At 60.6% G+C, this 25731-nt stretch carries 30 protein-coding genes; 13 read left to right on the top strand and 17 right to left on the bottom strand.

Going from position 1 to position 25731, the window contains the following annotated elements:
* Positions 1 to 109 precede the first annotated feature (109 nt).
* The 8 genes from K3728_18260 (at position 110) to K3728_18295 (ending at position 6408) form a co-directional block, all read left to right on the top strand.
* Positions 110 to 2020: a PAS-domain containing protein gene (locus tag K3728_18260; GenBank protein UWQ95574.1), complete on the top strand. Its 1911-nt coding sequence runs from the start codon at positions 110 to 112 to the stop codon at positions 2018 to 2020.
* On the top strand, positions 2017 to 2718 hold the full coding sequence (locus K3728_18265) for a response regulator transcription factor (protein ID UWQ95575.1): 702 nt from the start codon (positions 2017 to 2019) through the stop codon (positions 2716 to 2718). Before K3728_18260 ends, K3728_18265 begins: the two co-directional genes overlap by 4 nt.
* 33 nt (positions 2719 to 2751) lie before the next feature.
* Positions 2752 to 2913 (top strand): hypothetical protein, encoded by a 162-nt coding sequence (locus tag K3728_18270; protein UWQ95576.1) that lies wholly within the window; start codon positions 2752 to 2754, stop codon positions 2911 to 2913.
* Positions 2910 to 3965, top strand: coding sequence for a saccharopine dehydrogenase (locus K3728_18275; protein UWQ97626.1), 1056 nt, complete (start codon positions 2910 to 2912; stop codon positions 3963 to 3965). Before K3728_18270 ends, K3728_18275 begins: the two co-directional genes overlap by 4 nt.
* Positions 3966 to 4117: 152 nt before the next feature.
* Positions 4118 to 4672, top strand: coding sequence for a sigma-70 family RNA polymerase sigma factor (locus K3728_18280; protein UWQ95577.1), 555 nt, complete (start codon positions 4118 to 4120; stop codon positions 4670 to 4672).
* Positions 4673 to 4696: 24 nt separating this feature from the next.
* Positions 4697 to 5362, top strand: coding sequence for a ChrR family anti-sigma-E factor (locus K3728_18285; protein ID UWQ95578.1), 666 nt, complete (start codon positions 4697 to 4699; stop codon positions 5360 to 5362).
* Between the two features lie 120 nt (positions 5363 to 5482).
* Positions 5483 to 5746 (top strand): hypothetical protein, encoded by a 264-nt coding sequence (locus tag K3728_18290; protein ID UWQ95579.1) that lies wholly within the window; start codon positions 5483 to 5485, stop codon positions 5744 to 5746.
* A gap of 5 nt (positions 5747 to 5751) precedes the next feature.
* Positions 5752 to 6408 carry an RluA family pseudouridine synthase gene (locus K3728_18295; protein ID UWQ95580.1) on the top strand — a complete coding sequence of 219 codons (657 nt, stop codon included), beginning with the start codon at positions 5752 to 5754 and terminating at the stop codon, positions 6406 to 6408.
* A 165-nt stretch (positions 6409 to 6573) separates the two neighbouring features.
* On the opposite strand, the gene K3728_18300 is transcribed toward K3728_18295, so the two are convergent.
* Positions 6574 to 8007 carry an aldehyde dehydrogenase family protein gene (locus K3728_18300; protein ID UWQ95581.1) on the bottom strand — a complete coding sequence of 478 codons (1434 nt, stop codon included), beginning with the start codon at positions 8005 to 8007 and terminating at the stop codon, positions 6574 to 6576.
* Between the two features lie 217 nt (positions 8008 to 8224).
* Here K3728_18300 and K3728_18305 point away from each other — a divergent pair, with 217 nt between their 5' ends.
* Positions 8225 to 8878, top strand: a complete 654-nt coding sequence (locus tag K3728_18305; GenBank protein UWQ95582.1) for a peroxiredoxin — start codon at positions 8225 to 8227, stop codon at positions 8876 to 8878.
* Positions 8879 to 9007: 129 nt separating this feature from the next.
* Here K3728_18305 and K3728_18310 read toward each other — a convergent pair whose 3' ends face one another.
* The 3 genes from K3728_18310 to K3728_18320 form a co-directional block, all read right to left on the bottom strand.
* Complete coding sequence (locus K3728_18310; protein ID UWQ95583.1) at positions 9008 to 9628, bottom strand: L,D-transpeptidase; 621 nt, start codon at positions 9626 to 9628, stop codon at positions 9008 to 9010.
* A 205-nt stretch (positions 9629 to 9833) separates the two neighbouring features.
* The gene (locus K3728_18315) at positions 9834 to 10214 is read right to left on the bottom strand and encodes a VOC family protein (GenBank protein ID UWQ95584.1); all 381 of its coding nucleotides are present in this window, start codon (positions 10212 to 10214) and stop codon (positions 9834 to 9836) included.
* Between the two features lie 36 nt (positions 10215 to 10250).
* Positions 10251 to 10697: a rhodanese-like domain-containing protein gene (locus K3728_18320; GenBank protein ID UWQ95585.1), complete on the bottom strand. Its 447-nt coding sequence runs from the start codon at positions 10695 to 10697 to the stop codon at positions 10251 to 10253.
* On the opposite strand from K3728_18320, the gene ftrA reads away from it, so the two are divergent.
* The gene (gene ftrA, locus K3728_18325; GenBank protein ID UWQ95586.1) at positions 10696 to 11766 is read left to right on the top strand and encodes a transcriptional regulator FtrA; all 1071 of its coding nucleotides are present in this window, start codon (positions 10696 to 10698) and stop codon (positions 11764 to 11766) included. The genes K3728_18320 and ftrA overlap by 2 nt on opposite strands.
* A gap of 68 nt (positions 11767 to 11834) precedes the next feature.
* On the opposite strand, the gene pnp is transcribed toward ftrA, so the two are convergent.
* Together pnp and K3728_18335 are read right to left on the bottom strand one after the other, a co-directional pair.
* The gene (pnp, locus tag K3728_18330) at positions 11835 to 13955 is read right to left on the bottom strand and encodes a polyribonucleotide nucleotidyltransferase (GenBank protein UWQ95587.1); all 2121 of its coding nucleotides are present in this window, start codon (positions 13953 to 13955) and stop codon (positions 11835 to 11837) included.
* Between the two features lie 219 nt (positions 13956 to 14174).
* Positions 14175 to 14888: a sterol desaturase family protein gene (locus K3728_18335; GenBank protein UWQ95588.1), complete on the bottom strand. Its 714-nt coding sequence runs from the start codon at positions 14886 to 14888 to the stop codon at positions 14175 to 14177.
* 173 nt (positions 14889 to 15061) lie between these two features.
* Here K3728_18335 and K3728_18340 point away from each other — a divergent pair, with 173 nt between their 5' ends.
* A complete protein-coding gene (locus K3728_18340; protein UWQ95589.1) occupies positions 15062 to 16306 on the top strand; it encodes a sodium:proton antiporter in 1245 nt (414 codons plus the stop codon).
* A 27-nt stretch (positions 16307 to 16333) separates the two neighbouring features.
* Here K3728_18340 and K3728_18345 read toward each other — a convergent pair whose 3' ends face one another.
* The 6 genes from K3728_18345 to rpsO all read right to left on the bottom strand — a co-directional run bounded on the left by K3728_18345 (position 16334) and on the right by rpsO (position 19629).
* A complete protein-coding gene (locus K3728_18345) occupies positions 16334 to 17032 on the bottom strand; it encodes a polysaccharide deacetylase family protein (GenBank protein UWQ95590.1) in 699 nt (232 codons plus the stop codon).
* Between the two features lie 293 nt (positions 17033 to 17325).
* Positions 17326 to 17808: a VOC family protein gene (locus K3728_18350; protein ID UWQ95591.1), complete on the bottom strand. Its 483-nt coding sequence runs from the start codon at positions 17806 to 17808 to the stop codon at positions 17326 to 17328.
* Complete coding sequence (locus tag K3728_18355) at positions 17805 to 18224, bottom strand: lactoylglutathione lyase (GenBank protein ID UWQ95592.1); 420 nt, start codon at positions 18222 to 18224, stop codon at positions 17805 to 17807. The genes K3728_18350 and K3728_18355 overlap by 4 nt, the downstream gene beginning before the upstream one ends.
* Positions 18225 to 18319: 95 nt before the next feature.
* Positions 18320 to 18787, bottom strand: coding sequence for an SRPBCC family protein (locus K3728_18360; protein ID UWQ95593.1), 468 nt, complete (start codon positions 18785 to 18787; stop codon positions 18320 to 18322).
* Positions 18784 to 19125, bottom strand: coding sequence for a metalloregulator ArsR/SmtB family transcription factor (locus tag K3728_18365; GenBank protein ID UWQ95594.1), 342 nt, complete (start codon positions 19123 to 19125; stop codon positions 18784 to 18786). The genes K3728_18360 and K3728_18365 overlap by 4 nt, the downstream gene beginning before the upstream one ends.
* Positions 19126 to 19359: 234 nt before the next feature.
* The gene (gene rpsO, locus K3728_18370; protein UWQ95595.1) at positions 19360 to 19629 is read right to left on the bottom strand and encodes a 30S ribosomal protein S15; all 270 of its coding nucleotides are present in this window, start codon (positions 19627 to 19629) and stop codon (positions 19360 to 19362) included.
* A gap of 494 nt (positions 19630 to 20123) precedes the next feature.
* Between rpsO and K3728_18375 the strand changes: the two genes are divergently transcribed.
* Positions 20124 to 21686: a hypothetical protein gene (locus K3728_18375; GenBank protein UWQ95596.1), complete on the top strand. Its 1563-nt coding sequence runs from the start codon at positions 20124 to 20126 to the stop codon at positions 21684 to 21686.
* 32 nt (positions 21687 to 21718) lie between these two features.
* Here the strand turns inward: K3728_18375 and K3728_18380 are convergent, their stop codons facing one another.
* From K3728_18380 to rbfA, 4 genes are all read right to left on the bottom strand, one after another.
* Positions 21719 to 22228 carry a DUF1643 domain-containing protein gene (locus K3728_18380; protein ID UWQ97627.1) on the bottom strand — a complete coding sequence of 170 codons (510 nt, stop codon included), beginning with the start codon at positions 22226 to 22228 and terminating at the stop codon, positions 21719 to 21721.
* A 124-nt stretch (positions 22229 to 22352) separates the two neighbouring features.
* Positions 22353 to 23258 carry a tRNA pseudouridine(55) synthase TruB gene (gene truB, locus K3728_18385; GenBank protein UWQ95597.1) on the bottom strand — a complete coding sequence of 302 codons (906 nt, stop codon included), beginning with the start codon at positions 23256 to 23258 and terminating at the stop codon, positions 22353 to 22355.
* A 33-nt stretch (positions 23259 to 23291) separates the two neighbouring features.
* Positions 23292 to 24047, bottom strand: a complete 756-nt coding sequence (locus K3728_18390; protein UWQ95598.1) for a phosphodiester glycosidase family protein — start codon at positions 24045 to 24047, stop codon at positions 23292 to 23294.
* Positions 24044 to 24472: a 30S ribosome-binding factor RbfA gene (gene rbfA, locus K3728_18395; protein UWQ95599.1), complete on the bottom strand. Its 429-nt coding sequence runs from the start codon at positions 24470 to 24472 to the stop codon at positions 24044 to 24046. Before rbfA ends, K3728_18390 begins: the two co-directional genes overlap by 4 nt.
* A gap of 114 nt (positions 24473 to 24586) precedes the next feature.
* Between rbfA and dapB the strand changes: the two genes are divergently transcribed.
* Complete coding sequence (gene dapB / locus K3728_18400) at positions 24587 to 25408, top strand: 4-hydroxy-tetrahydrodipicolinate reductase (GenBank protein ID UWQ95600.1); 822 nt, start codon at positions 24587 to 24589, stop codon at positions 25406 to 25408.
* Between the two features lie 105 nt (positions 25409 to 25513).
* Here dapB and K3728_18405 read toward each other — a convergent pair whose 3' ends face one another.
* Complete coding sequence (locus K3728_18405; GenBank protein ID UWQ95601.1) at positions 25514 to 25687, bottom strand: DUF1674 domain-containing protein; 174 nt, start codon at positions 25685 to 25687, stop codon at positions 25514 to 25516.
* Positions 25688 to 25731: the final 44 nt, after the last annotated feature.

Below are 25731 nucleotides of genomic sequence, written 5' to 3' on the forward strand. Positions count from 1 at the left end.
ATCAGGGTTGGCGGTCAAGAGTTACGTGACTTTGTCGCAATCCTTTCAAATTGTAACAGCGCCTCGGGCGGCCTTGGCGGCAGCGCTTTGGACCGCTAGCCATAGGGTCATGGCACGTGATCGAAATACGGAATCTTTTACCCGCGCAGGTCTGAACCTGATCCAACAGGCCTTGTCGATTTACGACGCGGATCTGCGGCTGGCCGTGTGCAATCGCCCGTTTCAAGAGATGTTCGGCTTGCCGCCCCACCTCGTCACCCCCGGCGCTCGTTTTGATGAAACGATCACCTATCTGGTGCGCCAAGGCGAATACGGAGAGGTCGATGATGTAGAGGCTTTCGTGCAAGTCCGCGTCGATCAGGCTTTGGCGTTTCTGCCCCACTACGTGGAACGGGTCCGCGCCAATGGGCGGGCGATCAGCATCGAAGGCTCCCCCTTGCCCGATGGCGGATGGGTCGCGGTTTATACCGATATCACCGCCACCAAACGGCAGGAAATGCTGCTTCGGTCCCGGTCCGAGGAACTGTCGGATCAAGTCCTGACCCACACCGAGGAACTGGCGTTAACCAACCGCCACCTCGCCGCCACCATCAGCCAGTTGCAAGAGGCCAAAGCCGCCCTGACCGAGATGGAGGCGCGCACACGTCTGGTCACGGAAATGACCCCCGCCCATATCGGCCATCTTGATGCGAGCGGGAAATACACCTTCACCAACAACCGCTTGTCTGCGGTTTTGCCGGGGCGGGCTAACGATATAATCGGGAATTCGTTTGAGCAGGCCTTGGGCGCCGAGGCCGCAGCCATCCTGCGCCCTTCCCTTGCGCGCGCCATTGGCGGCGATCCTTCAGTGCTGGAATTCACCGACCCGGCCTCGGGCCGCCGTATCCGCACGGCCTTTACCCCCGATGAACAGGCCGATGGCGGTGTTTACCTGCTCTCCACCGATGTGACCGAGGAAACCCAGGCACGCACCGCGTTGGAACAGACCCACAAGCGCGAACTCGCGGTGCAATTGACCAGCGGTCTTGCCCATGACTTTGCCAATCTGCTGACAATCATCCTTGGCCTGCAAGCGCGGCTGGAAAAACTTCCCCTGCCCCACGGCGCCCATGAATTGACCGGGGCCACCCGCATGGCGGTGCGGCGGGGCGGGTTGTTGCTGGACAAGATCGCCAACATGACCGGCGCGCGGGACGTGCGAGCCGCCCCCGTTGTGGTGCAGGATTTTCTGGACAGCTTCACCCCTCTGGCCGAAGCGACGCTGCCCGATGGGGTGACGATTTCGGTCACGAATGATCTTTCCCTCCCGGCGCTGATGTTGGATGCAGGCAGTTTGCAGGATGGCTTGCTGAACCTTGTGCTGAACGCCCGCGATGGGATTGGCACCGCGCCTGGCCACATCGCGCTAGAGGTATGCAGCGTGCTGGATACTTGGCTGGAAATCACCGTCAGCGACACCGGGCGCGGCTTTTCAGAAGACGCGTTGGAACAGGCGCTGAACCCGTTTTTCACCACAAAGGGGGATGAGGGGTCGGGCCTTGGCCTGACGATGGTCTATGATCTGGTGAAGCTGGCAGGCGGCACCTTGCGGCTTTCGAACTCGGACGATGGAGCCTGTGTGACCCTGCGCCTGCCCCTGCGCCCCGCCGAGGCCGAGGCGCGTCCCCGACTGATCCTTCTGGTCGATGACATCCCCGACATCCGCACCCATGTCCGCGATTTGCTAACGGACTTGGGCCACCAAGTGATCGAGGCCGCTTCGGCGGAAGAGGCTGATACCTTGGCCGATCTGCCCGGCCTTGATTGGGTGCTGTCTGATATCAACCTTGGGGGCACCGATGGCGTCGCCTTGCTGCGGTCTATCTCAAGTCGTCAACCGGCGCTGAAACTGGCCTTGATGACCTCGCTCCCGCCAGAAGATCCGCGCTATTGTGCCGGGGCAGATCACTGGCCCGTTCTGCGCAAACCGCTCGATTCCGCCGCGTTGACGCATCTATTGGCCTTGGAGGCCCCGCAATGACCGAGCCCCTCGTTTCCATCCTTGATGATGAACCGCAAATCCGCGCGATGCTGTCGGAAGCCCTGCAAGACGCAGGCTTTCGCACCGCCACCTTCGCCCGCGCCACCGAGTTTGAGGCCGCTCTGCGCCACACAACCCCCGATGTCTGCCTTGTGGATCTGGGCCTGCCGGACCGCGATGGTCTTGCTGTGGTCCACCGTCTGGCGCTGGAATCAGGGGCGGCGATTATCATCATCTCGGGCCGCGCTCAGGTGCAGGACCGGGTGACGGGGCTGGAGTTGGGGGCCGATGATTACATCATCAAACCGTTTGATCCCGCCGAGGTGATCGCCCGCGTCCGCGCCCGCCTACGCAGCCCCAAAGCGCCCGACCGCGCCCAGAACACGGCGCGTTTCAACGGCTGGACGGCACAGTTTGAAAGCTATGTGCTGACCGATGAAAGCGGTGCGGAAACCACGTTCTCTCATGCGGAAGGAGAGGTGCTGCGCCTGTTCCTCAACGCGCCCAAGCGGTTGATCTCCAGGCAACAAATGCAGGAAAGCCTCGGCGGCGCGGCAGGCGATAGCTTCGACCGGGCCATGGATGTGCGGATCTCACGGCTGCGCACGAAACTGGGCGAAGACCCCAAGAACCCCCGTCTGATCAAGACGATCTACGGGGCGGGCTACATCTTCCTTGGCGATGTAAGCTGGTCCTAGCGCGAGTGCAAAACGCCTGTTAGCGTTGCGCCTATGGATATGATCGCACTCTCGTTCTACGCGGCCATTTGCGGCTTGCTGTCCCTTGCGGCCCCCGCCTTTGGCACGCCCGGTATCCGCCTTGCGGTTGGCGCGGGCGTCGGCATTGCCGCCGCAGCGGCTCTGCCCTTCATTCGCAGCACGGTGGGGTACTGATGCATCTTTGGGTTCGCGCGGAAGAACGCGCCAATGAACGCCGCGTGGGGATCACGCCCGCAGGTGTCGCCCGGCTGATGGCCGAGGGCATGCGGGTCACCGTAGAAGACAGCCCCACCCGCGTCCTGCCGATTGACGGCTACCGCCAGACGGGCGCGGCGATTGCACCTGCCGGGTCGTGGCGTGATGCGCCAGACGATGCGGTTATCTTCGGCCTGAAAGAGCTGCCCTTCGATACCGGGCCTTTGCGACATCGCCACATTCTGTTCGGCCATGCCTTCAAGGGCCAAGCCGATGGGCTGGACCTTCTGGCGCGGTTCAAGGCGGGCGGCGGCGGCCTATATGATCTGGAGTATCTGGTCGATGATCGGCAACGCCGGGTTGCGGCTTTCGGCTATTGGGCGGGCTTTGTGGGCGCCGCCCTCAGCGTGGCGGCATGGGCCGCGCAACATGGCAGCAAGGCTGTGGGCCCCGTCACCACATGGGAAAATCAGCAAGATTTGGTGGCCGATATCCAAGACCGCCTTGCTGCCACCAACGCACCCACCCCAACAGCCCTTATCATCGGCGCGTTGGGGCGCACCGGAACAGGCGCCACGGCGTTCCTGTCCCAGATTGGCGTCACACCTACCGCTTGGGACATGGCAGAGACTGCCCACGGCGGCCCCTTCCCCGAGGTATTGGCCCACAATATCTTCCTCAACTGCATTCTGGCGATGGAAGGCGTACCCGTATTTGTGCCTGCCGATGCCGCCCAAGCACCCCGCGCCCTGCGGGTGATTGGCGATATCGCCTGTGATCCGAGTTCGGATTTTTCTCCCGTGAAGGTCTATGACCGCGTCACCACATGGGCAGAGCCAATTCTTCGGGTCGTGCAAGAGCCGCCCCTCGACGTGATGGCGATTGATAACCTGCCCTCACTTCTGCCGCTGGAAAGCTCCGAAGATTTCGCAGACCAGCTCCTGCCCCACCTGCAAGCGTTGCCCCGCATTAACCAAGGCGTTTGGGCCCGCGCCCATGAAACCTACCGCACCGCGCTTGCTACGCTGTAGGCCGCTACTGAACCTTTCGCCAAGAAAGAGTGATCCACTCTAGGCGCTGCGCCGTAACATGCATAAGCTGTTTACGAGCGACCACTATGTTTGAGCGCTGGTCTTGCGAAGGACGCCAAGTAAGGCGTGCCTCAACGGATACACCGCGTGGAATGATCGTGACGGCAAAAGAACCCTCTCCCGCGTATTGGGCCGCCAAAGTGGCAGCTATTGCGCAGAACCAAGATCAAGATGCCTTTGCCGAGGTCTTTCGGCATTTCGCCCCTCGGGTGAAGGCGTTTCTGATCAAATCCGGGGCTGATCCCAGCCTTGCCGAGGATTGTATGCAGGACGTCATGGCCACCCTTTGGCGCAAGGCTCATATGTTCGACCCGTCGCGCGCCTCTGTGGCGACGTGGATCTTTACGATTGCCCGAAACCGCAAGATTGACCTGTTGCGTCGGTCCGCTCGCCCTGACCCGGAAGAGCTTCCTTGGGGCCCCGACCAGCCGCCCGATCAGGCCGATGTGATCGCTTTCCAACAAGATAGCGCACGCCTTGCCCAAGCGCTGGAAGACCTGCCGGACAAGCAACGCATTCTGATACGCCGGGCCTATTTCGGCGATCTTTCCCACGCAGAGATTTCACTAGAAACGGGCCTGCCCCTTGGCACGATCAAGTCGCGAATTAGGTTAGCGCTTGAACGGCTCCGACACGCGATGAACTGAAACAAACCGAAATTTGATACCTTGATGACAGATATTCACCACTCCGCCCCTGACGACGTGCTGATGGGCTACGCGACCGGAACATTGGCGAAAGCCTTTGATCTGGTGCTGGCAACGCATGTCTCGCTCAGCGATGACGCGCGGGCCCGGTTGGAGACGTTCGAAGCCCTGGGTGGTGCCGTGTTGGACGATATGGACGCCGAAGATCTGGAGGCCGCCCCCGTTGATGAGGTCAGCTTCGAGCAGACAATGGCGAAGATCCTCGGTGGCCCTCTGTCCGATCGCAAGACACCCACAACCGCGATCGCTGGCACCTTTCCTAGGCCGCTGCAAATCGTCGTGGGTGGCGATGAAGACGCCGTGCAATGGCGGTCCCTTGGGGGCGGCGTGAAACAATGCGTGCTGCATTCCGACGACAACGGCACCGCCCGCCTGTTGCTGATCCCCGCAGGCCGCGCCATGCCTGTGCACAGCCACAACGGAGCCGAAATGACGCTGGTCCTGAAAGGTGCGTTTCGCGATGAGGGCGGCGTGTTTGCCCGAGGCGACCTAGAGGTCGCCGACACCCAAGTCACCCACCAACCCATCGCCGACCCCGGCGAGGATTGCATCTGCCTTGTTGCCACCGACGCAAAGCTGAAGTTCCAAAGCCTCCTGCCCCGCCTGGCGCAGCCCTTCATCGGGATCTGACACGCGGCCGACGGGCACCTTTGCGCCGGGCATTCCCCTTGCTATTACTCGCCATGCGCCGCGATATCCAGACGCGTATTAAAGCACTCGATTTCGCGCCTGCGGGAAGGGGAACAACAGATGTCCGCAATCCAAATCATCTTTCTCAGCCTCCAGGGCCTCATTTTCGTCGCTTGGGCCTTCATGATGTTCCGCACCCTCTTCCGCTTTCGCCGCCGTAGCGTCGATCAAACAGGGCTGATGTTCCCCTCAACCAGCAACTTCATCACCCAAGCGAAATACTGGCTCTCCAGCCCCAAAGACCGGGTGGAACGCCATATCTTGCTTGCCCTGACCATCGCGCTTATTGCCCTGAATCTCCTCTTTTACCTTACAGCGCGGTAGCTCCCTTGAACCCCACCTTCACCTATGCGCCGCCCGACACCCCGCTGGATATCATCCACGAAGATCACGAGCTGCTGCTGGTCAACAAACCCTCAGGCCTCCTCTCTGTCCCCGGCAAGGGAGAGCATCTGGCCGATTGCCTGATCTCTCGCCTGCAAGCAGCCTTCCCCGAAACGCTCCTCGTGCATCGCTTGGATATGGACACCTCCGGCGTCATGGTCTTCGCCCGCACGCCCCACGCGCAACGCCACCTCGGCCTGCAATTCGAGAAACGCCATACCAAGAAAACCTACGTCGCCCGCGTATGGGGCGAAGTCGCCGAGAAAGAGGGTCACATCGACCTCCCCCTCATCGTCGATTGGCCCAATCGCCCCCTGCAACATGTGAACTATGAAACTGGCAAACCCGCCCAAACCGATTGGCGGCGGATGCGGCTGGAAGACGGCGGCACCACGCGCATGCGGCTATACCCGAAAACCGGGCGTTCCCACCAACTCCGCGTCCATATGTTGGAAATCGGCCACCCCATTCTGGGCGATCCGTTTTACGCCACAGGCCCGGCCCGCGACTTCCCGCGCCTGATGCTCCACGCCGAAAGCCTGAAACTACGCCACCCCGATGGCGGCATCGGCATGACTTTCCGCGCCAAGGTCCCGTTCTAAACGTAACGCCCTGATTTCACCTTGGCCTTACACCTCCCGCCGGAGGCTCCCTCGCCCGCAACACGCACAAGCGCCCGCGTTTCCACCCCGCGGGAGGGTGGGAGGGGCGACGCTCGCATTTTGCCCCGCAAAATCGCGGGCCAGCGTCTCCCCCCTCAGTCAGGGTCATCCCCAGCCGGAAATCGCCTTGGTCTCCAGGAACTCGTGCAGGCCAAATCGCCCGCCCTCGCGTCCGTTGCCCGACTGCTTGTACCCCCCGAAAGGAGAGCCCTGCGCAAAGCCCTGACCATTTCCCTCAACCATGCCCGAGCGCAGCTGACGCCCGACCCGACGCAATTTCTCAACATCGCCCGTCTGCACATAGTTGGTCAGGCCGTAGTCGGTGTCATTGGCAATCGCCACAGCCTCTTCCTCGCTGTCAAACGGCATGATCGACAGCACCGGCCCGAAAATCTCTTCGCGGTAGATCGTCATGTCCGGCGTGACATCGGCAAACACCGTGGGGCGGATGTAGTAGCCCCGGTTCAGGTTCTCTGGCCGCCCCGTGCCACCGGCAATCAGCTTCGCGCCTTCATCAATCCCCACCTGGATCAGGTCCTGGATCTTGTTGAACTGCAATTCGCTGACCGCAGGGCCAATGTGGCGACCTTCCTCGGACGCCGGGCCCACAGTCACTTTTGCTGCCGCCTCGGCCGCTTGCTCAACCGCTTCATCATAGCGTGAGCGTTCCACCAACATCCGCGTTGGCGCGTTGCACGATTGGCCTGTGTTGCGGAAGCAGCGGATCACACCTTGCTTCACGGCCTTCTCGTCGGCATCGGCGAAAATGATATTCGCGCCTTTGCCGCCCAATTCCAGCGAAATCCGCTTGATCGTCTCGGCCCCCGCCTTCGAGATCAGACGCCCCGCCCGGGTGGAGCCGGTAAAGCTCACCATATCCACGTCCTTGTGGGCAGAAAGCTGGCTGCCGACGCCCGGACCGTCGCCGTTCACCATGTTGTAGACACCCGCAGGCACGCCGGCCTCGTCCATCAATTCCGAGAACAATATGCCCGACAGGGGCGCAATTTCTGATGGTTTCAGGATCATCGTGCATCCGGTCAACAGCGCGGGCACCACCTTCAACACGATTTGGTTCATCGGCCAGTTCCACGGCGTAATCAGGGCGCAAACGCCAATCGGCTCATAGACCGTGCGTTCTGTCGGGGCCCAATCCCCCAAGGGATGATCCCAGACGAAATCCTTGGCGGACCGGATAAAACCCTCCAAATGCCACGAGCCCGCGCCCACTTGCTGCGCCCGTGCCAAATCCTGGGGGGCGCCCATTTCGCGGCTGATGGCCTGAGCCATATCTTCGGAGCGGGCCTTGTAGACCTCCAGCAGCTTTTCTGCCACGGCGATACGCTCTGCCGGGGCGGTCTGACTCCACGTTGAAAAGGCGCGGCGCGCGGCGGCGACGGCCGCATCGGTATCAGCCTGATCGCCAAGCGAGATCGTTTCGCACACTTCTTCGGTCGACGGGTCGATCACCGCCATGTCGCGGGGCTTGGCCGGTGCCACCCATTTGCCGTCGATGTAGAAGTTCTTTGCGTTGCTCATGGTCGCCTCCTGTTAGATGTCGGGCGGGACCGTGACAGGGGGCGCGGGTCTTCGCAAGACCCACCGGACCATCATCCCCCAATCATTGGGACAGCCGTTTTCCGCCCTCCGGACGGTCCCGAACAGCACACCTAATCTGTGATATTGTCACTGTTAACCGCGCTCAGAATGCTTAGGTTTGCGTCAGACACACAGCACGCAATGAAGGAGCTACACTATGGGCCTGCGTATCAACGATGAGATCCCCAACATCACAGTCGAGACCGACCACGGTTCCATGTCGCTGCACGATTTTGTAGGCGACCAATGGGCGATCCTGTTCTCTCACCCCAAGGATTTCACTCCCGTCTGCACGACCGAATTCGGTGCCGTGGCGCAACTGGCCGATGAATGGGCCGCGCGCAACACCAAGGTCATCGGCGTTTCCGTCGATGGGGTGGAAGAGCATAAGCGCTGGAAATCGGACATTCAGTCCTTCGCGGGTGCTGAGCCGACTTTCCCCATCATCGCGGACCCTGAGCTGGCCGTATCGAAAGCCTTCGATATGCTTCCGGCGGAGGCCTACCTGCCCGATGGCCGCACTCCGAATGATACCGCCACCGTGCGCTCTGTCTTCATCATCGGGCCGGACAAGAAGCTGAAACTGTCCATGACCTATCCGATGAACGTGGGCCGCAACTTTGCCGAAGTGCTCCGCGCTTTGGATGGGCTTCAGACCGCCGCCAAGGAAAACGTCGCCACGCCCGCCAACTGGGTGCCGGGCCAGGACGTTGTGGTTCCCGTGGCTGTCTCTGATGATGACGCGATCGCCAAATACGGTGCCATCGACACCAAACTGCCCTACCTGCGCATGGCGAAACTGCCCGGTTAACCTGACCGATATCCGTAGACCGGGCCTTGGCCCGGGGGAGCGGACGCCGGGCCAAGGCCCGGTCTGCCTGTCAAAACCAAAAAAGCCCCGGCAGTGCTCGGGGCTTTTTCATGGAATGTTGATGCGGTCTTAGCTGTGCAGAACAGCGCGGCTACCGGTGCGCACATTTTCAGCCAGCGCGATCACGTGGTCGTTGACCAGGCGCACACAGCCGGAAGAGGCCGAGGTGCCGATGGACCAAGGCTGCGGGGTACCGTGAATACGCAGGTACGTGTCACGGCCACCGGCGAACAGGTATAGTGCACGGGCCCCAAGGGGGTTGTTCGGGCCGCCGGGCACGCCGCCAGCGTATTGGCCATACACCTCTGGCTCGCGCGCGATCATGTTGGCAGTGGGCGTCCAGGACGGCCATTCGGCTACGCGCTGAATGCGGAAGTTGCCGGGCTGATACAAGCCAGCGCGGCCCACTGCCACGCCATAGCGCATAGCCGTGCCGCCTTCTTCGATGTGGTAAAGGAACCGCGCCGTCGGGTCGACGTGGATATCCCCCACGTTCAGCCCGCTATTGGCCGCCACGCGCGTCGGCATGAAGCGCTGGTGAAGGCCCCACGGGTTTGGCCCGGTGCCGCCCGCGGTATCTGCGGCTTCGTCAATCTCGATCCCCACGGCATCTTGCGCAAGCGCGGGCGCGGCGATCGCGCCGGAAAACAGCGTGGTCGTGGTGATGATGAAATGGCGACGGGTCAGCATGGCAGTCTATCCTAACGGAGATCGTGTGGAATCACTTAACCCTAATGTTTCAACCCAAGGGCTTGTGGACAAGACCCTAACCGGTCGCTTTTGGTCACATCTGCGTAAGGAAATCCTGCCCGATGGCCGATTCTGGCGTGAAATAGCCGATCTTCCGTCGGAAAGAACAGAATCGCGCAACCCCAGAGAGCCGCCCGATCTCGCGTTACTTCATCGAGTTCATGCCGAACATGTTGCCTTCCGTGTCTTGGCAAAGGCTCACGAATCCGAACTCTCCGATGGAGAATTTCGGGCGGATCACCACGCCGCCTGCCTCGGCCACCCGCGCCTCTTCCACCGCCACGTCTTCCGACGCGAAGTAGATGATCGTGCCGCCCACACCCGGCGAGGCAAAGGGCGCTTTGGTGAGTGCGCCGGCGGCACCATATGCGCTCATGTCGGCGGGGAAGCTTTTCATCTGGGTCTCACCGGTGGGGTCTTCCATCGGCTCTAACGGGCGGCCAAGGACGGTTTGGTAAAAGGCGGCGGCCCGGTCCAAGTCGTCCACATAGATGTCGAACCAAACGACGGCGTTCATGTTGCTCATGGTCTTTTCCTTTTTCTGTTTTTCAGTCGTCAGGACTTATTCAGCCGCGATGTTTGGGGCTGTAGTTGCGGCAGCTTCAACGGTGTTCAGAGTAAACCCTTCATCAATCCAGCCAGTGATGCCGCCGATCATTTCCTTTACCGGCAGGCCAAGGGACGCGAGGCGCACGGCGGCCTTGTTCGCGCCGTTGCAATGGGGTCCGGCGCAGTAGACGACGAACAACGTACCTTCCGGCCAAGAGGTCATCTTGCGCTCGGTCATCTTGCCCACGGGCAGGTGAATGGCCGTAGGCACATGGCCCGCGCGGTACAATTCAGCGTTGCGCACGTCGATCAGGACAAAGTCCGTGGCCCCGGCGCTGAGCGCTGCGTTGGTGTCCCAGCAGTCCGTTTCAAACGTCAGGCGGGCCGAGAAATGGGCCAGCGCGTCCTGTGCGTTTGCGGCGGGGGTGGCGGCGACGGGGCTAGGGGAAGTCGGTGTCATGTCAGGCTCTCCAAGTTTGCTTCTGTCCCTAACTTGGCAAATGCGCAGGGATGTGCATATTGGCGTAATGGACAAAGAACAGTCAAAATCCGCCAAAGCGACCGAAACCCGCCCTCTCGTGTGTGTTCTTGCCTACGATGGCTTGTGCATGTTCGAGTTCGGCATCGGGTTAGAGGTCTTCGCCCTGCCCCGCCCCGAGTTCCCCGATTGGTATCGCCATAAGGTTGTGGCCGCCGAGCCGGGGCCGCTTCACGCCACGGGCGGAATTGCCGTCGCGGCAGAGCACAACCTTCCGGCGCTGCACGATGCCAGCCTGATCCTAGTGCCCGGCTGGCGTGGGATAGATACCCCCGTCCCCGATGACCTGTGTGACGCGCTGCGCAAGGCCCACGCCAACGGCGCGCGGATTGCCTCCATTTGTTCAGGCGTTTTCGTGCTGGCCGCCGCCGGGTTGCTGGACGGGGCCGAGGCCACGACCCATTGGCGCTATACCGACGCGCTGGCCGCGCGTTACCCGCAGATCAACGTGCGCCCTGACGTGCTGTTCGTCGATAACGGCACCATCCTGACCTCTGCCGGGTCCGCGGCGGGGATAGACCTGTGCCTGCATGTTGTCCGGCGAGACTACGGCGCGGCGCGGGCCAATGTGGTGGCAAAGCGGTTGGTCATGGCCCCGATGCGCGAAGGCGGACAGTCACAGTTCATCCCCGCCCCCGTCCCGCCAGAACGCGGTGGCCAGATCTCGGCGCTGCTCGATTCCGTTCGGGCGCAGTTGGACCGGCCCTGGTCCATCGCCGATATGGCCGATCATGCGGGCCTGAGCGAGCGGACGTTACTGCGCCGCATGGTGGAAACGACCGGGGAAACGCCGCAGAAATGGCTGATGCGTCAGCGTGTGGCCTTTGCCGCAGAGCTGCTGGAAACCACAGAGCTTAGCCTTGATGACCTGTCGATGACCGCCGGTTTCGCCAGCCAGGAAACCTTCCGCCGCGTGTTCCGCACGATCCGGGGCATCACGCCTTCCCAGCACCGCAAAAGTTTCAGCACACCGCACCGGCTGAGCGCATAAAGCTGAACAATTGAAAAAGGCCCCGTGCGTTTCCGCCGGGGCCTTTTCCTATTCTATGGCAGGAGGGCTTATTCAGCCGCTGCTTCTTCGCCAGTCGCCTGATCTACCATTTTCATGGCCAGACGGACTTTACCGCGATCGTCAAAGCCGAGCAGTTTGACCCAAACTTCCTGACCCTCGGAAAGGACGTCGGAAGGGTGGTTCAGGCGCTCGTTCTTGATCTGGGACACGTGGACCAGACCGTCGCGTTTGCCGAAGAAGTTCACGAAGGCGCCGAAATCGACGATCTTCACGACCTTGCCTTTGTAGATTTTGCCTTCTTCGGGCTCTGCCACGATCGAGTGGATCATGTCGTAGGCCTTCTTGATGGCTTCACCGTTTGGCGAGGCGATCTTGATGATGCCTTCGTCGTTGATGTCGACTTTGGCGCCGGACACTTCAACGATTTCACGGATGACCTTACCGCCAGAACCGATCACTTCACGGATCTTGTCGGTTGGGATCTGCATCGTCTCGATCCGTGGGGCATGCTCAGAGAACTCACCCGCTTCGGTCACGGCCTTGGACATCTCTTTAAGGATGTGAAGACGGCCCGCTTTGGCCTGCTCCAGTGCCTTTTCCATGATCTCTTGCGTGATGCCAGCGACCTTGATGTCCATCTGCAAGGACGTGATGCCCGCTTCTGTACCGGCCACTTTGAAGTCCATGTCGCCCAGGTGATCTTCGTCACCCAGAATGTCGGTCAGAATGCCGTAAGAGCCGTCTTCTTCCAGAACCAGACCCATGGCAACGCCAGCGACCGGAGCTTTCAGAGGAACGCCTGCGTCCATCATGGACAGGGAGCCACCGCAAACGGACGCCATCGAGGACGAGCCGTTGGATTCGGTGATCTCGGAGACCACGCGGACGGTGTAGGGGAAGTCAGTTGCCGCAGGCAGAACCGCCTGAAGCGCACGCCAAGCCAGCTTACCGTGGCCGATTTCACGACGGCCGGGAGGGCCCACACGACCAGCTTCACCCACCGAATAGGGAGGGAAGTTGTAGTGCAGCAGGAAGTTGGATTTGAAGTTGCCGTGCAGCGCGTCGATGAACTGCTCATCGTCGCCGGTGCCAAGCGTGGTCACAACCAGACCTTGGGTCTCACCACGGGTGAACAGGGCAGAGCCGTGGGTCCGTGGCAGAACTTTGGTCTCGGACACGATGTCACGCACTTCGTCCAGCGCGCGGCCATCAATGCGGCGACCGTTTTTCACAACGTCCGAACGCAGAACCGTGGATTCCAGCTTCTTCAGGGCTGCGGAGAGGTTTGGATCTTCCAACTGCTCTTCGGAAAGACCTTCTTTCACGCCTTCTTTGACGGCTGCCACAGCGGCCTGACGCTCCAGCTTGTCGGTGATGGCATAGGCTTCACGCATTTTGTCTTCGCCAGCGGCCTTCACAGCTGCGAACAGCTCCGAGTAGTCGGGCGCTTGGAAGTCAAACGGCTCTTTCGCGGCATCTTCGGCCAGATCAATGATCAGGTCGATGACGGGCTGGATGCTGTCGTGGGCGAATTTCACCGCACCGAGCATTTCTGCTTCGGTCAGTTCATAGGCCTCAGACTCAACCATCATCACGGCGTCTTTGGTGCCGGCGACAACCAGATCAAGGCGCTGATCAGGGTTGTTGCGCAGATCGTGCATGTCGTCGATCTCGGGGTTCAGGATGTACTCGCCATCCTCGAAACCAACGCGGCAACCGGCAATCGGGCCACGGAACGGCGCGCCGGAAATGGTCAGCGCGGCAGAGGCTGCGATCATCGCGACCATGTCGGGGTCGTTAACCAGATCGTGGGACAGAACCGTACACATCACCAGGGTTTCGTTTTTGAAACCGGGGACGAACAGAGGGCGGATCGGACGGTCGATCAGACGTGCTGTCAGCGTTTCTTTCTCGGTGGGGCGGGCCTCACGCTTGAAGAAACCGCCGGGCACTTTACCGGCCGCGTAGTATTTCTCTTGGTAGTGAACCGTCAGCGGGAAGAAATCCATTCCCGGCTTCGGTGCTTTTGCGAACGTGACGTTCGCCATGACGCTGGTCTCACCCAGCGTCGCAATTACAGACCCATCGGCCTGACGCGCCACACGGCCCGTTTCCAGTGTCAGCGTCTCTTCGCCCCACTGGATCTCTTTCTTCACAATGTTGAACATATGCGTTTCCTATACGAGGGCACTCCGCGCCCCTGCGCGGTCCCTCATCAAAATGGCGGCCCCATTGCCGCCGACCCCCCTATCATTCCATGCGCCGGGGTCAGGGCGTCACGTCTCAGATGTGGTGCCCATACAGGAGATTTCAGGATTAAGCAAACGTCTGTGAAAGCCTGCGCTGAACCAGCCACCCCGTAGACCGGGCCTTGGCCCGGGGCGCCCTTACCGCCGCCGTCCAACGTGCACTGGAAGGCCAAAGGCCTTGCGGGCGGTGACAAGGCGCAGGTCCTCAGGGTTCATCCCAAGGGACATAATGGTGTCGCGATCAAAGCGGGTCTTGGCGGTATCGCGGTCGTAAGGAGTGCCAAAGAGCCGATCAATCCAGCCCATGCCAAAGCTGACGTGAAAATTGCTCTCATGGTCGTTGAAATGGTGGCGCAGGTGGGAATGGGTCACGCGGGTGCCGAACCAGCCCTTCGGCACGTTCAGATGCGCCAGCGTGTGGCAGAACTCGTAGAAGGTGAAGGCGCTGACCGAGCCGACAAACAGCGCGGTAGAGGCCCACAACAGCGCGGGCGCAAAGCCCACGAACGGCCAGAGTGCCAGCGTATGAAGCGCCACCGAGGCTACGCCGAAACGCACCGCAAACCAGTGATCTCCGCCGGTAAAGAACTCTGGGTCCGTAGGGAATTCATGATGGCCGATATGGGTGCGGTAGAGGTCATTGAATAGCCCTTGATCGGCGGGCGGCTCACGGTGATAGACGAACCGGTGCAGCACGTACTCCACGATGAATTGCACCAGCACCCCATAGGCGAGCGCCAGCAGCAGCCACGGCGTCCAGAACATGGCCATCGCCACAACGCCCACCAGCCAGAACGGCAACAGCCGTTGCAAACTGCCCATGTGGATCAAAACACGCAGGGTCGGGATCATCGCCGGGTCTCCTTGGCCTAATGGCCTGAAACGCTAGGAGGCGGCAGCGCATCGGTCAATTCAGGCCGCAGCGTCACAAGGATGGCGCCAAGGCCCCGCCCCCGCAACTTTCTGGACGAATTACCGCCTCAACCGTGGTAGACCACCCAAAACCGCAAACGGACAGGCCATTCATGAACATCCTCCAAATTACCTCTTTGCTGATCGTATTGGCGGGCGCCTTTGGGGCGATAAATTATCTGTTCCTGAAGCTGCCCTCGGCCATTGGCATCCTTGTGGTGGCTTTGGTCAGCTCTTTCGCCATCCTTGGGGTGGATTGGGCCTTTGACCTGTTGATCGCAGATCAAGTGCGCAGCGTCGTGCTTGGCATCGACTTCTCGGACGCGCTGTTAGAGGGGATGTTGGGCCTGTTGCTGTTTGCCGGCGCGTTGCATGTGAAGCTGTCGGACCTGCGCAAGGTCTGGCCAGTGGTGCTCCTGATGGCCACGATGGGGGTGGTTTTGTCCACCGTACTCATCGGCGTGGGCTTTTCGTGGCTGACCGGAATGCCGCTTCTGGTGGCGCTGGTCTTCGGGGCGCTGATCTCTCCCACCGACCCGGTTGCCGTGCTTGGCGTGTTGCGAGAGGCGAACCTGCGCAAACCGCTGGAGACTCAGATCGCAGGCGAAAGCCTGTTTAACGATGGCGTTGGCTACGTGGTGTTCCTTGTCCTCGTGGGGCTGGCCTTTCCCGGCGACGATCACCACGGCAGTGGCGTGGCCGCAGCGGCGCAATTGTTTTTCCAGGAGGCCGTGGGCGGCGCGGTTCTGGGCATCGCCCTGGGGTGGCTGGTGTTCCGCGTCATGCGCCACATTGATGACCCATCGCTGGAGGTCCTGCTGACCCTTGGCCTTGCCTTCGGCGGGTACGAGTTGGCGATCTACCTGCATGTCTCGGCCCCGATCATGGCCGTTTGCGCGGGCCTTCTGATTGGCGATGTCGGCGCGCGCGATGGCATGTCCGAGGATACTCGCCGCTATGTGGATGCGTTCTGGATGCTGATTGATGAGATCCTGAATGCGGTCCTGTTCCTGATGATCGGGTTCGAGGTGTTCGCCGTGGTGCTCGACACCGACATCCTGACAACCGCCGTCCTGTCTATCGCACTGGCGTTGGCGGGCCGTTTGGCCGCCGTGGCGGTGCCGGTCCTGATGCTCAAGCCGTTCCGTACATTCGGGCCAGGGGTGATCCAGATCATGACATGGGGCGGGTTGAAGGGCGGTATATCCGTCGCGCTGGCGCTATCTTTGCCCGATAGCGAATGGAAACCGCTGATCCTGACCGTGACTTATGTGATCGTGATCTTCTCGATCATCGTGCAGGGCCTGACCGTGGCGCGTCTGGCAAACAAAGTGGGCCGGGAACCGGACCTGATGTGAGTACCGACGCAGCCTTCCGCCCCGCACTTAGCCGTCTAACGCCAGTAGCTCGGACACGGTGACAAAGGTGAACCCCCGGTCGCTCAACCCCTCGATCATCGCGGGCAGTGCTGCGCGGGTGGCAGCATTTGTGCTGAACATGCCGTGGAGCAAGATGATATCGCCCGGCGCGGCCTGCGCGATGACGTAATCCGCAAGCGCCTCGGCGGTGGCGTCGCCACCAAGCGCAGTGTCCGGCTCTAGTGACCACATCAGCGACGGGCGATCCATTTGCGATAGCACCCAAGGCAGCACGACCAGCTTTTTACCGAACGGCGGGCGGAAATGGATCGGACCGTCATAGCCAAGCCCCCGGATTGCGGCATCCGTGTCCTCAATCTCGGCGCGGACGCGGGCGGGGGACATCAGCACCATGCGCGGATGGGTGTAGGAATGATTGCCGATCTCGTGGCCTGCTTCCACGATGGCCGCAGCGGCGTCAGGGTTGGCCACGATATCACTACCCACAAGGAAGAACGTCGCGGGGGTATCGCCCAAGGCTGTCAGAAGCTCTTGCGTGAATCGGGCCGTGGGACCATCGTCAAATGTCAGGGCCACGACCATCTGATCAGTCGGGACCGAGGTCACAGCCTCCCCAAACAATTGCACCGACCGGGCACGGCTCAGGTGATAGGCGCCCACAACAAGCAGCACGACCACGATCAGACCGACAAGAACTTTGCGCATGGGGCTCCCTTTTTGGCGCTATCAAACGCGCCCCGTCCGTGTTTGGCAAGTCAGGCACCCGAGGCCACCAAACAAAAAGGGCCGCCCCAAGGCAGCCCTTCCCAACTTTGCATCGAACCGGACCTGAAGTGGGCAAAAAGGCCAAACCCGGTCTCTCCCCGAAGTGCCTCCAAGGCCGCGAAGTCGAAAGGCAGCTCGGCGGACGAAGTTACCGTTCGCCGCATTCGCACCAAAGTCTGCTTACAGCAGATTCTTTTGGTCAAAAGCGGCCCGCCTTGGTGGAAATGCTGGAGCTACTGGTTCCGTAGAGTATCTTCGATCTTGGACACGTCAATTTTGCTCATTTGCATCATCGCCTCAAACGCACGTTGTGCCGGGTCCCCGCCGGCGGCCAGGGCATCGGTCAACACACGAGGTATGATTTGCCAAGAGACACCCCATCTGTCCTTGCACCAGCCACAGGCACTTGCTTGCCCGTCGTTGTCGACGATTGCATTCCAGTAACGGTCAGTTTCTGCTTGATCGTCCGTGGCTATCTGAAATGAAAACGCCTCATCCTGTTTGAATGCTGGCCCGCCGTTCAGGCCGATACAGGGCACTCCCGCGACTGTGAATTGAACGGTCAAAACGTCACCAGCCTTGCCCGACGGATAGTCGGTAGGCGCGAAAGACACCGCCGTGACTTCGCTGTCAGGAAAAACAGTGGCGTAAAACCTTGCGGCAGCTTCGGCGTCTTTGTCATACCAGACGCAAACGGTGTTCTTGGCGGTCGTCATGATATTGCCTCCTGTTCGCCGGCCGCAGCCATATCCATCCACATGCATTCCCATACATGCCCGTCCGGATCGGCAAAGCTGCGGCTATACATCCATCCGTAATCCTGTTTGGCGTTGATATCTGGTGCGCCGTCAAATGCCGCCGCGGCGTCCAGTATTGTATCAACGGCAGCTATATCGTCGAAAGAAATCGCTAGAAGCACTTCGCTTGAGGTTGCAGGCGGTATTGGGCGCTTGGTGAAAGTGCGCCATTTGTCATGGGTCAACAACATAACAAAGATTGTGTCGCTCCAAACCATACAAGCCGCTGTATCATCGGTAAATTGCGGATTATTCTCGAACCCGATAGCTTGATAGAATGCCATCGCCTTTGGCAAATCGGTTACCGGCAGATTTACGAAAATCATCTTTGGCATTGTAGCGTCCTTTCCGTGCAGCCGAAAATGGGGCTGCTGTCAGAGTACCTCGGTTTAGCGGCCAAAGCTGTCTTAGATGCGATGTCCACTGTCAGTTATTTGAGAGACTGGGCGTATTCTTCGAGCTGCGTCGCAACTGTGCCCCAGCCATTATAAAAGCCCATGTCTTCGTGGTTCTGGCGTGCTTCGGGCGAGCGGTGACGGGCGGTCGCGGTGTAAATGGTGCCACCCTTCCCATCATCTGCGAATTCGACAATCGCCGTCATGAACGGATCGGCGGCAGGCTTCCAGCCTTCGCTGTAAGTGTCCGTGAAAACTAGGCGCTCGCCTTCAATGACTTCCAGAATGACACCTTCATTCTCCATGAGATTGCCTTCGACATTCATCGTCGTGTTGAACTTGCCGCCGACGCGCAGGTCGATTTCGCAAGCGTCGATGCTATGCGGTTTGGGCACAAAGAATTTCTTGATGTGCTTTGGCGTTGTCCAGCACTCCCAAAGCAGCTCTTTAGGTGCGTTGATCTTGCGGGTGAAGGTCAGATCGGTTTTCGGATCAAGTTTCATTTTTGGCGTTCCTGCATGAGGTTTTTGACATAGTCATCAAAGCGGTCCAGTCGCCCCTCCCAAACCTCGCTTTGTTCGTTCAGCCAATCTTTGGCAGGAGCAAAAGCGCCGGGTGCTAGTTCGCAGGTTCGCGTTCGCCCCTGCTTTTTTGATGTGACGAGGCCAGCCGCTTCGAGCTTTTTCAGATGTTCCATGAATGACGGCAACGCCATGTCGTGCGGCTCAGCCAATTCGCTGACAGTCGCCTCGCCCCGTGCAAGACGCTGAAGGATCATACGCCGTGTCGGATCACCGAGCGCTGAGAAGCAGAGATCGAGGTTGGGATCATACTTAGACATATACCTAAGTAACATGGCAGGCTAAATGCTGTCAATAAAACTTAGGGAAAATCCTAACCATTGCCATGCGAGCGCAATAGCAGACACTCGCTGAGCGGTAACGAACGAACAATTTGGGCTCACTGCCGTCATTCACCGCCGCCCCTATTTTGATCGACATTCCCCTACCCCTGTCACACAAACAAAAAGGGCCGCCCCAAGGCAGCCCTTCCCAACTTTACATCAATCCGCGGTTTAGCGGCGGATGCCCAAGCGCTTGATCAGGTCCTGATAGCGGGCCTCATCCTTGGCGCGTGTGTAGTCCAGAAGCTTCCGGCGCTGCGCAACCATCATCAACAAACCACGACGGGAGTGGTTGTCTTTCTTGTGGCTTTTGAAGTGCTCGGTCAGGGTCGTGATACGGCTGGTGAGGATGGCAACCTGAACTTCAGGGGAACCGGTGTCGCCTTCTTTGGTGGCGAACTCTTTCATCAGACGTGCTTTTTCTTCAGGCGTAATCGACATCGGGGTCTCCTTTAAGGATTAAGGGTTATGGCGCAGGCCGGGATGTCGTCCAGCAAGGCCCATGGAGGGTCCGGCCGAGGCAAACCCCGGCACAGATGCGCGCAGCTACACCGAATCGCGGCCTGAGGAAACCCCTTCCTTGCACAGGGGCCTGTCGCCATGCCTGTTGTTAACCAGTCCAACAGAATCACCGCGAATTTTCCAGAATTCTTGGGTATGAAGCAGCCGAGGCTTTAGCTTTCAGCAATGCCTTGTCCATAGAAATGGACCGTCAGGTGATCCGACCTGCGTTTGGGGCCAGCCGAATAAGGCCACCCAGCCGCACGATCATCCAGTTTGTTGCCAGAAGGCATGGGCCCGGCCCGCCGCGTAATGTTTGCGGCCCGCCACCAACTTTCACGCCCGCAACTTCAACGCCCGCTGTCAACGCCAAGACCGGAAAGCCCGAGGGATCCACTATGATCGTCGCAGGAAGTCTACTTGCATTGCTCCTCATGGGGCTTGCCCTTGATGGGTTCGTGAACCCCGTCGAAGGAAATTCTGACGATACGTCGCCCGATGACGGCGCCGATGCGGGCGATATGGAAACGCCTGAAACGGGCTCCGGGCTGACAGACCTGCTGGACGCCGAAGAAGAAGAGATCTCAGACGACGCCCCCGAAAGCGCCCGCGCTGAAGCGGCGGAACTTGAGGCCGCCGAAACCGCAGAGGCCGCCGCGGATTCCGACTGGACCCGGTCCGAACCTCCCGAGGAAGACAGCGCCTTCGTGGAAATCAGCGCCACCGCAGACGTCGAAGGCGAAACCGTCGCCTATGTAGAGTATTTCAGCACCGACACCGACACGTTGGTGTTGGAATTTGACGGCACCGCCGACGAAGCGCCCGCCATTGACGTCGAGCATGATACGGAAGAGGACGCCACGCTGGTTTTCGCCAATGGCCTGCCCGTCACCCTGGTTGATGGCACGACACCCCTCACAGAAGATCACGTCCGTGTTGTCATGTCCGAAGAAGGCGACACCCCAGCCACATCGCCCACGGCGACGGATGAAACGGGTGAGCGTGCGCAATCGCCAGACGTGCCACAGACCCTGCCCCTTACCGAAACACCCTCCCCTTCCGAGGGGCGTGATCCCGGCAGTGACGGCCCTTTGATCCAGGTTGAAGACCCGCTCCCCCGTGCCGATGAGCCCTCCGTCGTGGTGACAGAACCCGCCAACGAAGATCTGTTGGAAGCCAATGAGCTCGACACGATTCTGGACCAGATCACCAAGGACCTTACCGGAATTGGTGGCACCAATGAGATGCTGCAAGCCCGTGTCGATATTGATGCGGCCTTCGGCACCGGCGGCGATGATGCTTTGACCGGCACGTTCAACAGCGATGAACTCTCGGGCGGCGATGGCGCCGGGACGCTGTATGGCGATGAAGGCAACGACACGCTGTACGCCGGTGGCGGCAATGATGAGCTTTACGGCGGCTCGGGCGCGGATGACCTGCAAGGCGAAACCGGCGTTGATTTCCTGAACGGAGGAGAGGGCAATGACACCCTCGACGGCGGCAGTGACCGTGACCTTCTGTTCGGCGGCGAAGGGGATGACGTTCTGCACGGCGGTGGTGCTAACGACTTCCTGCAAGGTGGCATGGGTTACGATACCCTCAACGGCGGCTCCGGTGATGATACGCTGGACGGCACCTTTGGCGACGGCTCCAATGACCAAGACGACGCCGATGTGCTTTGGGGGGGCTCTGGCGATGATCACATCATTTTGGGGCAAGGTGACCTTGCTGTTGGCGGCGCCGGCTCCGATACATTCACCGGCGGGTCTTACATCGAAAGCGCCGAAGTCGCGGGCCGCGTGGCAGACTTTGATCCCTCCGAGGACCGCATCGAGGTTATCTTCGATCCCTCCGTGAACCCCGATCCTACCCTGGAGGTTCAGGACTTCGCAGACGGAAGCGGCGCGAACATCATCCTGAACGGAGAAATCATCCTCTCCGTGGAGGGCGCCCAAGGGCTCGACCCCAATGCGATCGTCCTGCAATCAGTCGCTTGACACGTCGGGGTATCCGCCCCCTTCGGGGCCGCTCAGGCCTCCCAAACCTGCGGCTGCACCTTGTAGCCAATGTAAAGCGGATGCTTCGGGTGCCCTGCTTTCGACAAACCCAAATGCAACAACTCCCGCCCCGTCCCCTTTAACAACGCCGCCACTTCCGGCCCGCGCCCCAAGTGCTCTCCATGGGTGCCCCAAGCGCAAATCACCCGATCGGCCCAATCCAACCCCTGCAACAGCGCGGCATCGTTTTCAGGCCCCACTGGGTCTTCCGCCCGGCGCATGTCCCTCGGGTCCGTGGCACGATAGGCAAAGATATTCAAAACCCGAAACGCCCCGTATCCAAGCGCCCGTGACCGTCTCTCGCAGCGCTCCACCGTGGGATCATTCTGCACCTCGGTCGCGGTCGATGGGTTCAACATGATGAACAACCCCCTCTCCCCGGCCTCATCCCACACGCGGGTCAAGGAATAGCGATAGGCCTCACAATCGGAATACACCGCGACCGAGGCCGCATCCCCCTTCAAATGCTGCCGCTCGATCATCATTTCACCTTTTCAAAAATATCGAATCCCACCCTATCCACGCAATTCACCCTCTCAATTGAAACGCCGGGCAGGGCGGCGGCGGGGTGGGTGGGTGGGCGCTGCCGCCCTGCCCGACCCAAGCTCACAAATTGAACACGCGTTCAGGATGTAACTCGCCCGCGCGGTAGCGGCCCACGGCGACGGGCACGCCGTTCAACGTTGCCCAAGCCAAGTCGCCATATTCCACATTTCCCGGCAACACGCCGCCGGGGTTGCCATTGCGCAACCTCGCAGCACCCGCCTCGGTCGCTCGCAGCTCGGGCAAAGCGTGCAGCGCCATGCCCACGGGGTGCAACAACGCGTCGATCTCTTCGGACCGGGCCAATGCCTCGACCCGGTCAAGGCCCACGGCGTCCTCTATGTCGAACGGCCCGACCCATGTGCGCCGCAACCACAAGACATGGCCCAAACACCCCAAGGCCTGCCCCAAATCCCGTGCGATAGACCGTACATAACCGCCCGATCCGCAAACGAACTCCAGATCCACATGGTCGGCATCGGGGCGCCCGATCACCTTCAGGCTTTCCACATACAAATCGCGGGCCGCCAGTTCCATCTCGCCCCCGCCGCGCGCAATGTCATAGGCGCGTTCCCCGTCTACCTTCACGGCTGAGAACTGCGGCGGGACCTGTTGGATATCGCCCACAAAGGCAGGCAGCGCCGCCGTGATCTCGGCATCACTGGGCCGCGCGTCAGAGGTTTCAATCACCTCCCCCTCGGCGTCATCGGTCTTTGTGGAAACACCCAGACGGACCCGGAATTCATAGGCTTTCAGATCATCGCCCATATAGGCAATGGTCTTGGTCGCCTCGCCCAATGCCACCGGCAACATGCCTGTCGCGTCAGGGTCCAAGGTGCCCGCGTGACCCGCCTTCTTGGCGTCGAAGCACCAGCGCACCTTATTGACCACAGCGGTCGAGGTCAGCCCCGCAGGCTTGTCCACCAGCACCCAACCCGAGATATCGCGGCCTTTTTTCCTACGTGCCATCTAAGTAACCCCGTCTAAAATCAGGATGGCGGGCTACCCGTCGCCTTGGCCAGCGTCAACCGTTCCGTCGACAACAACACCCAGGATCGGCCCCACGGGAAACCCGAGGTCCGAGCGCCCAATTTCGGGCGCATAAAGGCGCGAGACACGGCCATCGAAATAAAGCGCGTTAGGCGTCTCCAGATAATCCCGGAAGAACCGCGCGAAATGATGGAAGTTTACGGCTTGGTCCGAGATTACCATCCACATCCGGTCGCCTTCCGCATTCACGCCAACGCCGTTGCGGATGTTGTAGCTGTCGCTATCTTCCAGAAATCGCGGATGCAATTCCCCATCAATGACCAGCATCGGTCCCGACTGCGTCGCGTGGCGGCATGGTTGCGGGCTCTCGGCAAAGGCGCGGCTTTCAACCACCGTCGCTTGGCCTTCCTCCAGGCAAAGCACGCCGTTAGGCAGAAGGCCAAAGTTACCCGGCCCATCCGAGGTGATGATCCGCATCTCCTCTTCCCCGTTTTCGACGTAGAGCCCGACGGGGGACCGATCTTCATGGAACATGCCCGCATTCATGGCCACATCCAGCCGCGCCCCTTCCGGCAGAAGGCTTTCCACGCGGCCAAAGGTGCCAAGCACCTCGCCGGCTTCATCGCGCAAGAACAGGCGCACGTCTGCACCGGTCATCTCGACCTCGCAGGCGGTGAATTCTGCATCGTCAAAAAGCACCGTTTCACATTGAGCGGCGCTGATCGTGGGGGCAAAAAGGAAGGTCGCCAACAAAAGGGTGCGGATCATGCGTCCCCCTCTTCGTCATCCTCATCCCGCACCAATTCGACATCGCGGCGCACTTCGGCACGCGACAGCATTTCGCGGGTCGCGTCCATCTGGTCGAAGGTCTGATCGATCACAAAGCGCAGGTCCGGCAGATACTTCAGCTTCAGGTCTTTCCCCAGCAGCCGCCGCAACTCACCCTTGTTGCGCTTCAATGCCTCGATCGCCTCGTCCTTGCCCGATCCGCCCAAAGGCATCACGTAGACCGTGGCGATCTTCAGATCGGATGAGGTCCGCACCTCTCCCACGGTGATCGACATCGCGTTCAGGACCGGGTCATGCACCTCGGCCCGCGCCAGCACAGTGGACAATGTGCGGCGGATCAATTCACCGACCCGAAGCTGTCGTTGCGACTTGCTTGGGCCGTTCTGGTTCTTACTACGTGCCATGGCTCGAATTCCCCTTGCCCCAGAGGTAGGCCATGAACGCGTCTCCCGCAAGCTGGCGCTTCCTTGTTCGGCAAGGTTCCGTTACGACCGAGCCGGAACCGGATGGAGGCGAGAATGGCCAATTCAGAATCTAGCGTAGGCATCGCCGTGATGGGCGCGTCGGGCCGCATGGGGCGGATGTTGATTGAAACGATCACCGCATCAGACCGCGCCCATTTGGCCGCCGTGACGGAACGGCCCGGCCACGATTGGGTTGGCGCGGACCTAGGAGAGGCCTTGGGCGGGGCGGCCAATGGCGTGCCGGTGGTTGATGATCCCCTAGAGGCCATTGTGAAAGCCCAAGCGGTGATTGATTTCACCTCGCCCGAGGCAACCGTCGCCCATGCGAAGCTGACCGCTCAGGCCCGGGCCGTGCACGTAATTGGTACAACGGGCATGTCCGAGGCGGATATCGAGGCGCTGGACACCTGCGCCCATCACGCCTGCATCGTGCGGGCGGGCAACATGAGCCTTGGGGTGAACCTGCTGGTGCGCCTGACGCAACAGGTCGCCGCCGCCTTGGACGAGGATTTCGACATCGAAGTGGTCGAGGCACACCACCGCCACAAGGTTGATGCCCCATCGGGCACCGCGCTTATGCTTGGCGAAGCCGCCGCCGCAGGACGCGGCGTTGCTTTGGGCGATGTGAAAGACAGCGGGCGGGACGGGATCACTGGCGCACGTAATAGGGGCGACATCGGCTTTTCCGCGATTCGCGGGGGCGATGTTGTGGGCGAGCATGACGTGATCTTTGCCGCCGATGGAGAACGGATCGTCCTGCGCCACCTTGCCACCGACCGCGCGATTTTCTCTCGTGGGGCGCTGAAGGCCGCGCTTTGGGGGCAAGGACGCGCGCCGGGGCACTATTCGATGATGTCGGTGCTGGGACTGGCCTGAGGTCACGCGCTGCCGGGGCGGGGTAGAAAACTCTTGCAAGAGTTTTCCCCACTCCCTTGCAAGGGAGTGTTCAGATCCTTGCAAGGATCTGGTCCGACGGCGCGGTTAGAAATCGACGGCGATGCCTTTGCGCTCCCAGTCGCCGTAGCGCACGGGCTCCGGCCCGTCGCGGCCGCCAAGCTCTGTCGGCAGTGTCGCCTCTTTCGTCTTCGCGCGGCGCTCTTCCGCCTCGGCAAGGGCACGGGTGGCTTCTGGGGTCAGGTCCTTGGGATCGCTCATGGCGGGGCCTCTGGCTTGTGTGTCATTGCCACCTGATATACGCG

The organism is Rhodobacteraceae bacterium M385 (genome assembly GCA_025141835.1).
Lineage (GTDB): Bacteria > Pseudomonadota > Alphaproteobacteria > Rhodobacterales > Rhodobacteraceae > Gymnodinialimonas.

Bases quoted from the DNA above. Each gene is read 5' to 3' on its own strand.
- K3728_18260 (UWQ95574.1), top strand. From the start codon at position 110: ATGGCACGTGATCGAAATACGGAATCTTTTACCCGCGCAGGTCTGAAC.
- K3728_18265 (UWQ95575.1), top strand. From the start codon at position 2,017: ATGACCGAGCCCCTCGTTTCCATCCTTGATGATGAACCGCAAATCCGC.
- K3728_18270 (UWQ95576.1), top strand. From the start codon at position 2,752: ATGGATATGATCGCACTCTCGTTCTACGCGGCCATTTGCGGCTTGCTG.
- K3728_18280 (UWQ95577.1), top strand. From the start codon at position 4,118: ATGATCGTGACGGCAAAAGAACCCTCTCCCGCGTATTGGGCCGCCAAA.
- K3728_18285 (UWQ95578.1), top strand. From the start codon at position 4,697: ATGACAGATATTCACCACTCCGCCCCTGACGACGTGCTGATGGGCTAC.
- K3728_18290 (UWQ95579.1), top strand. From the start codon at position 5,483: ATGTCCGCAATCCAAATCATCTTTCTCAGCCTCCAGGGCCTCATTTTC.
- K3728_18300 (UWQ95581.1), bottom strand. From the start codon at position 8,007: ATGAGCAACGCAAAGAACTTCTACATCGACGGCAAATGGGTGGCACCG.
- K3728_18305 (UWQ95582.1), top strand. From the start codon at position 8,225: ATGGGCCTGCGTATCAACGATGAGATCCCCAACATCACAGTCGAGACC.
- K3728_18310 (UWQ95583.1), bottom strand. From the start codon at position 9,628: ATGCTGACCCGTCGCCATTTCATCATCACCACGACCACGCTGTTTTCC.
- K3728_18315 (UWQ95584.1), bottom strand. From the start codon at position 10,214: ATGAGCAACATGAACGCCGTCGTTTGGTTCGACATCTATGTGGACGAC.
- ftrA (UWQ95586.1), top strand. From the start codon at position 10,696: ATGTCAGGCTCTCCAAGTTTGCTTCTGTCCCTAACTTGGCAAATGCGC.
- K3728_18320 (UWQ95585.1), bottom strand. From the start codon at position 10,697: ATGACACCGACTTCCCCTAGCCCCGTCGCCGCCACCCCCGCCGCAAAC.
- pnp (UWQ95587.1), bottom strand. From the start codon at position 13,955: ATGTTCAACATTGTGAAGAAAGAGATCCAGTGGGGCGAAGAGACGCTG.
- K3728_18335 (UWQ95588.1), bottom strand. From the start codon at position 14,888: ATGATCCCGACCCTGCGTGTTTTGATCCACATGGGCAGTTTGCAACGG.
- K3728_18340 (UWQ95589.1), top strand. From the start codon at position 15,062: ATGAACATCCTCCAAATTACCTCTTTGCTGATCGTATTGGCGGGCGCC.
- K3728_18345 (UWQ95590.1), bottom strand. From the start codon at position 17,032: ATGCGCAAAGTTCTTGTCGGTCTGATCGTGGTCGTGCTGCTTGTTGTG.
- K3728_18350 (UWQ95591.1), bottom strand. From the start codon at position 17,808: ATGACGACCGCCAAGAACACCGTTTGCGTCTGGTATGACAAAGACGCC.
- K3728_18355 (UWQ95592.1), bottom strand. From the start codon at position 18,224: ATGCCAAAGATGATTTTCGTAAATCTGCCGGTAACCGATTTGCCAAAG.
- K3728_18360 (UWQ95593.1), bottom strand. From the start codon at position 18,787: ATGAAACTTGATCCGAAAACCGATCTGACCTTCACCCGCAAGATCAAC.
- K3728_18365 (UWQ95594.1), bottom strand. From the start codon at position 19,125: ATGTCTAAGTATGATCCCAACCTCGATCTCTGCTTCTCAGCGCTCGGT.
- rpsO (UWQ95595.1), bottom strand. From the start codon at position 19,629: ATGTCGATTACGCCTGAAGAAAAAGCACGTCTGATGAAAGAGTTCGCC.
- K3728_18375 (UWQ95596.1), top strand. From the start codon at position 20,124: ATGGGGCTTGCCCTTGATGGGTTCGTGAACCCCGTCGAAGGAAATTCT.
- K3728_18380 (UWQ97627.1), bottom strand. From the start codon at position 22,228: ATGATCGAGCGGCAGCATTTGAAGGGGGATGCGGCCTCGGTCGCGGTG.
- truB (UWQ95597.1), bottom strand. From the start codon at position 23,258: ATGGCACGTAGGAAAAAAGGCCGCGATATCTCGGGTTGGGTGCTGGTG.
- K3728_18390 (UWQ95598.1), bottom strand. From the start codon at position 24,047: ATGATCCGCACCCTTTTGTTGGCGACCTTCCTTTTTGCCCCCACGATC.
- rbfA (UWQ95599.1), bottom strand. From the start codon at position 24,472: ATGGCACGTAGTAAGAACCAGAACGGCCCAAGCAAGTCGCAACGACAG.
- dapB (UWQ95600.1), top strand. From the start codon at position 24,587: ATGGCCAATTCAGAATCTAGCGTAGGCATCGCCGTGATGGGCGCGTCG.
- K3728_18405 (UWQ95601.1), bottom strand. From the start codon at position 25,687: ATGAGCGATCCCAAGGACCTGACCCCAGAAGCCACCCGTGCCCTTGCC.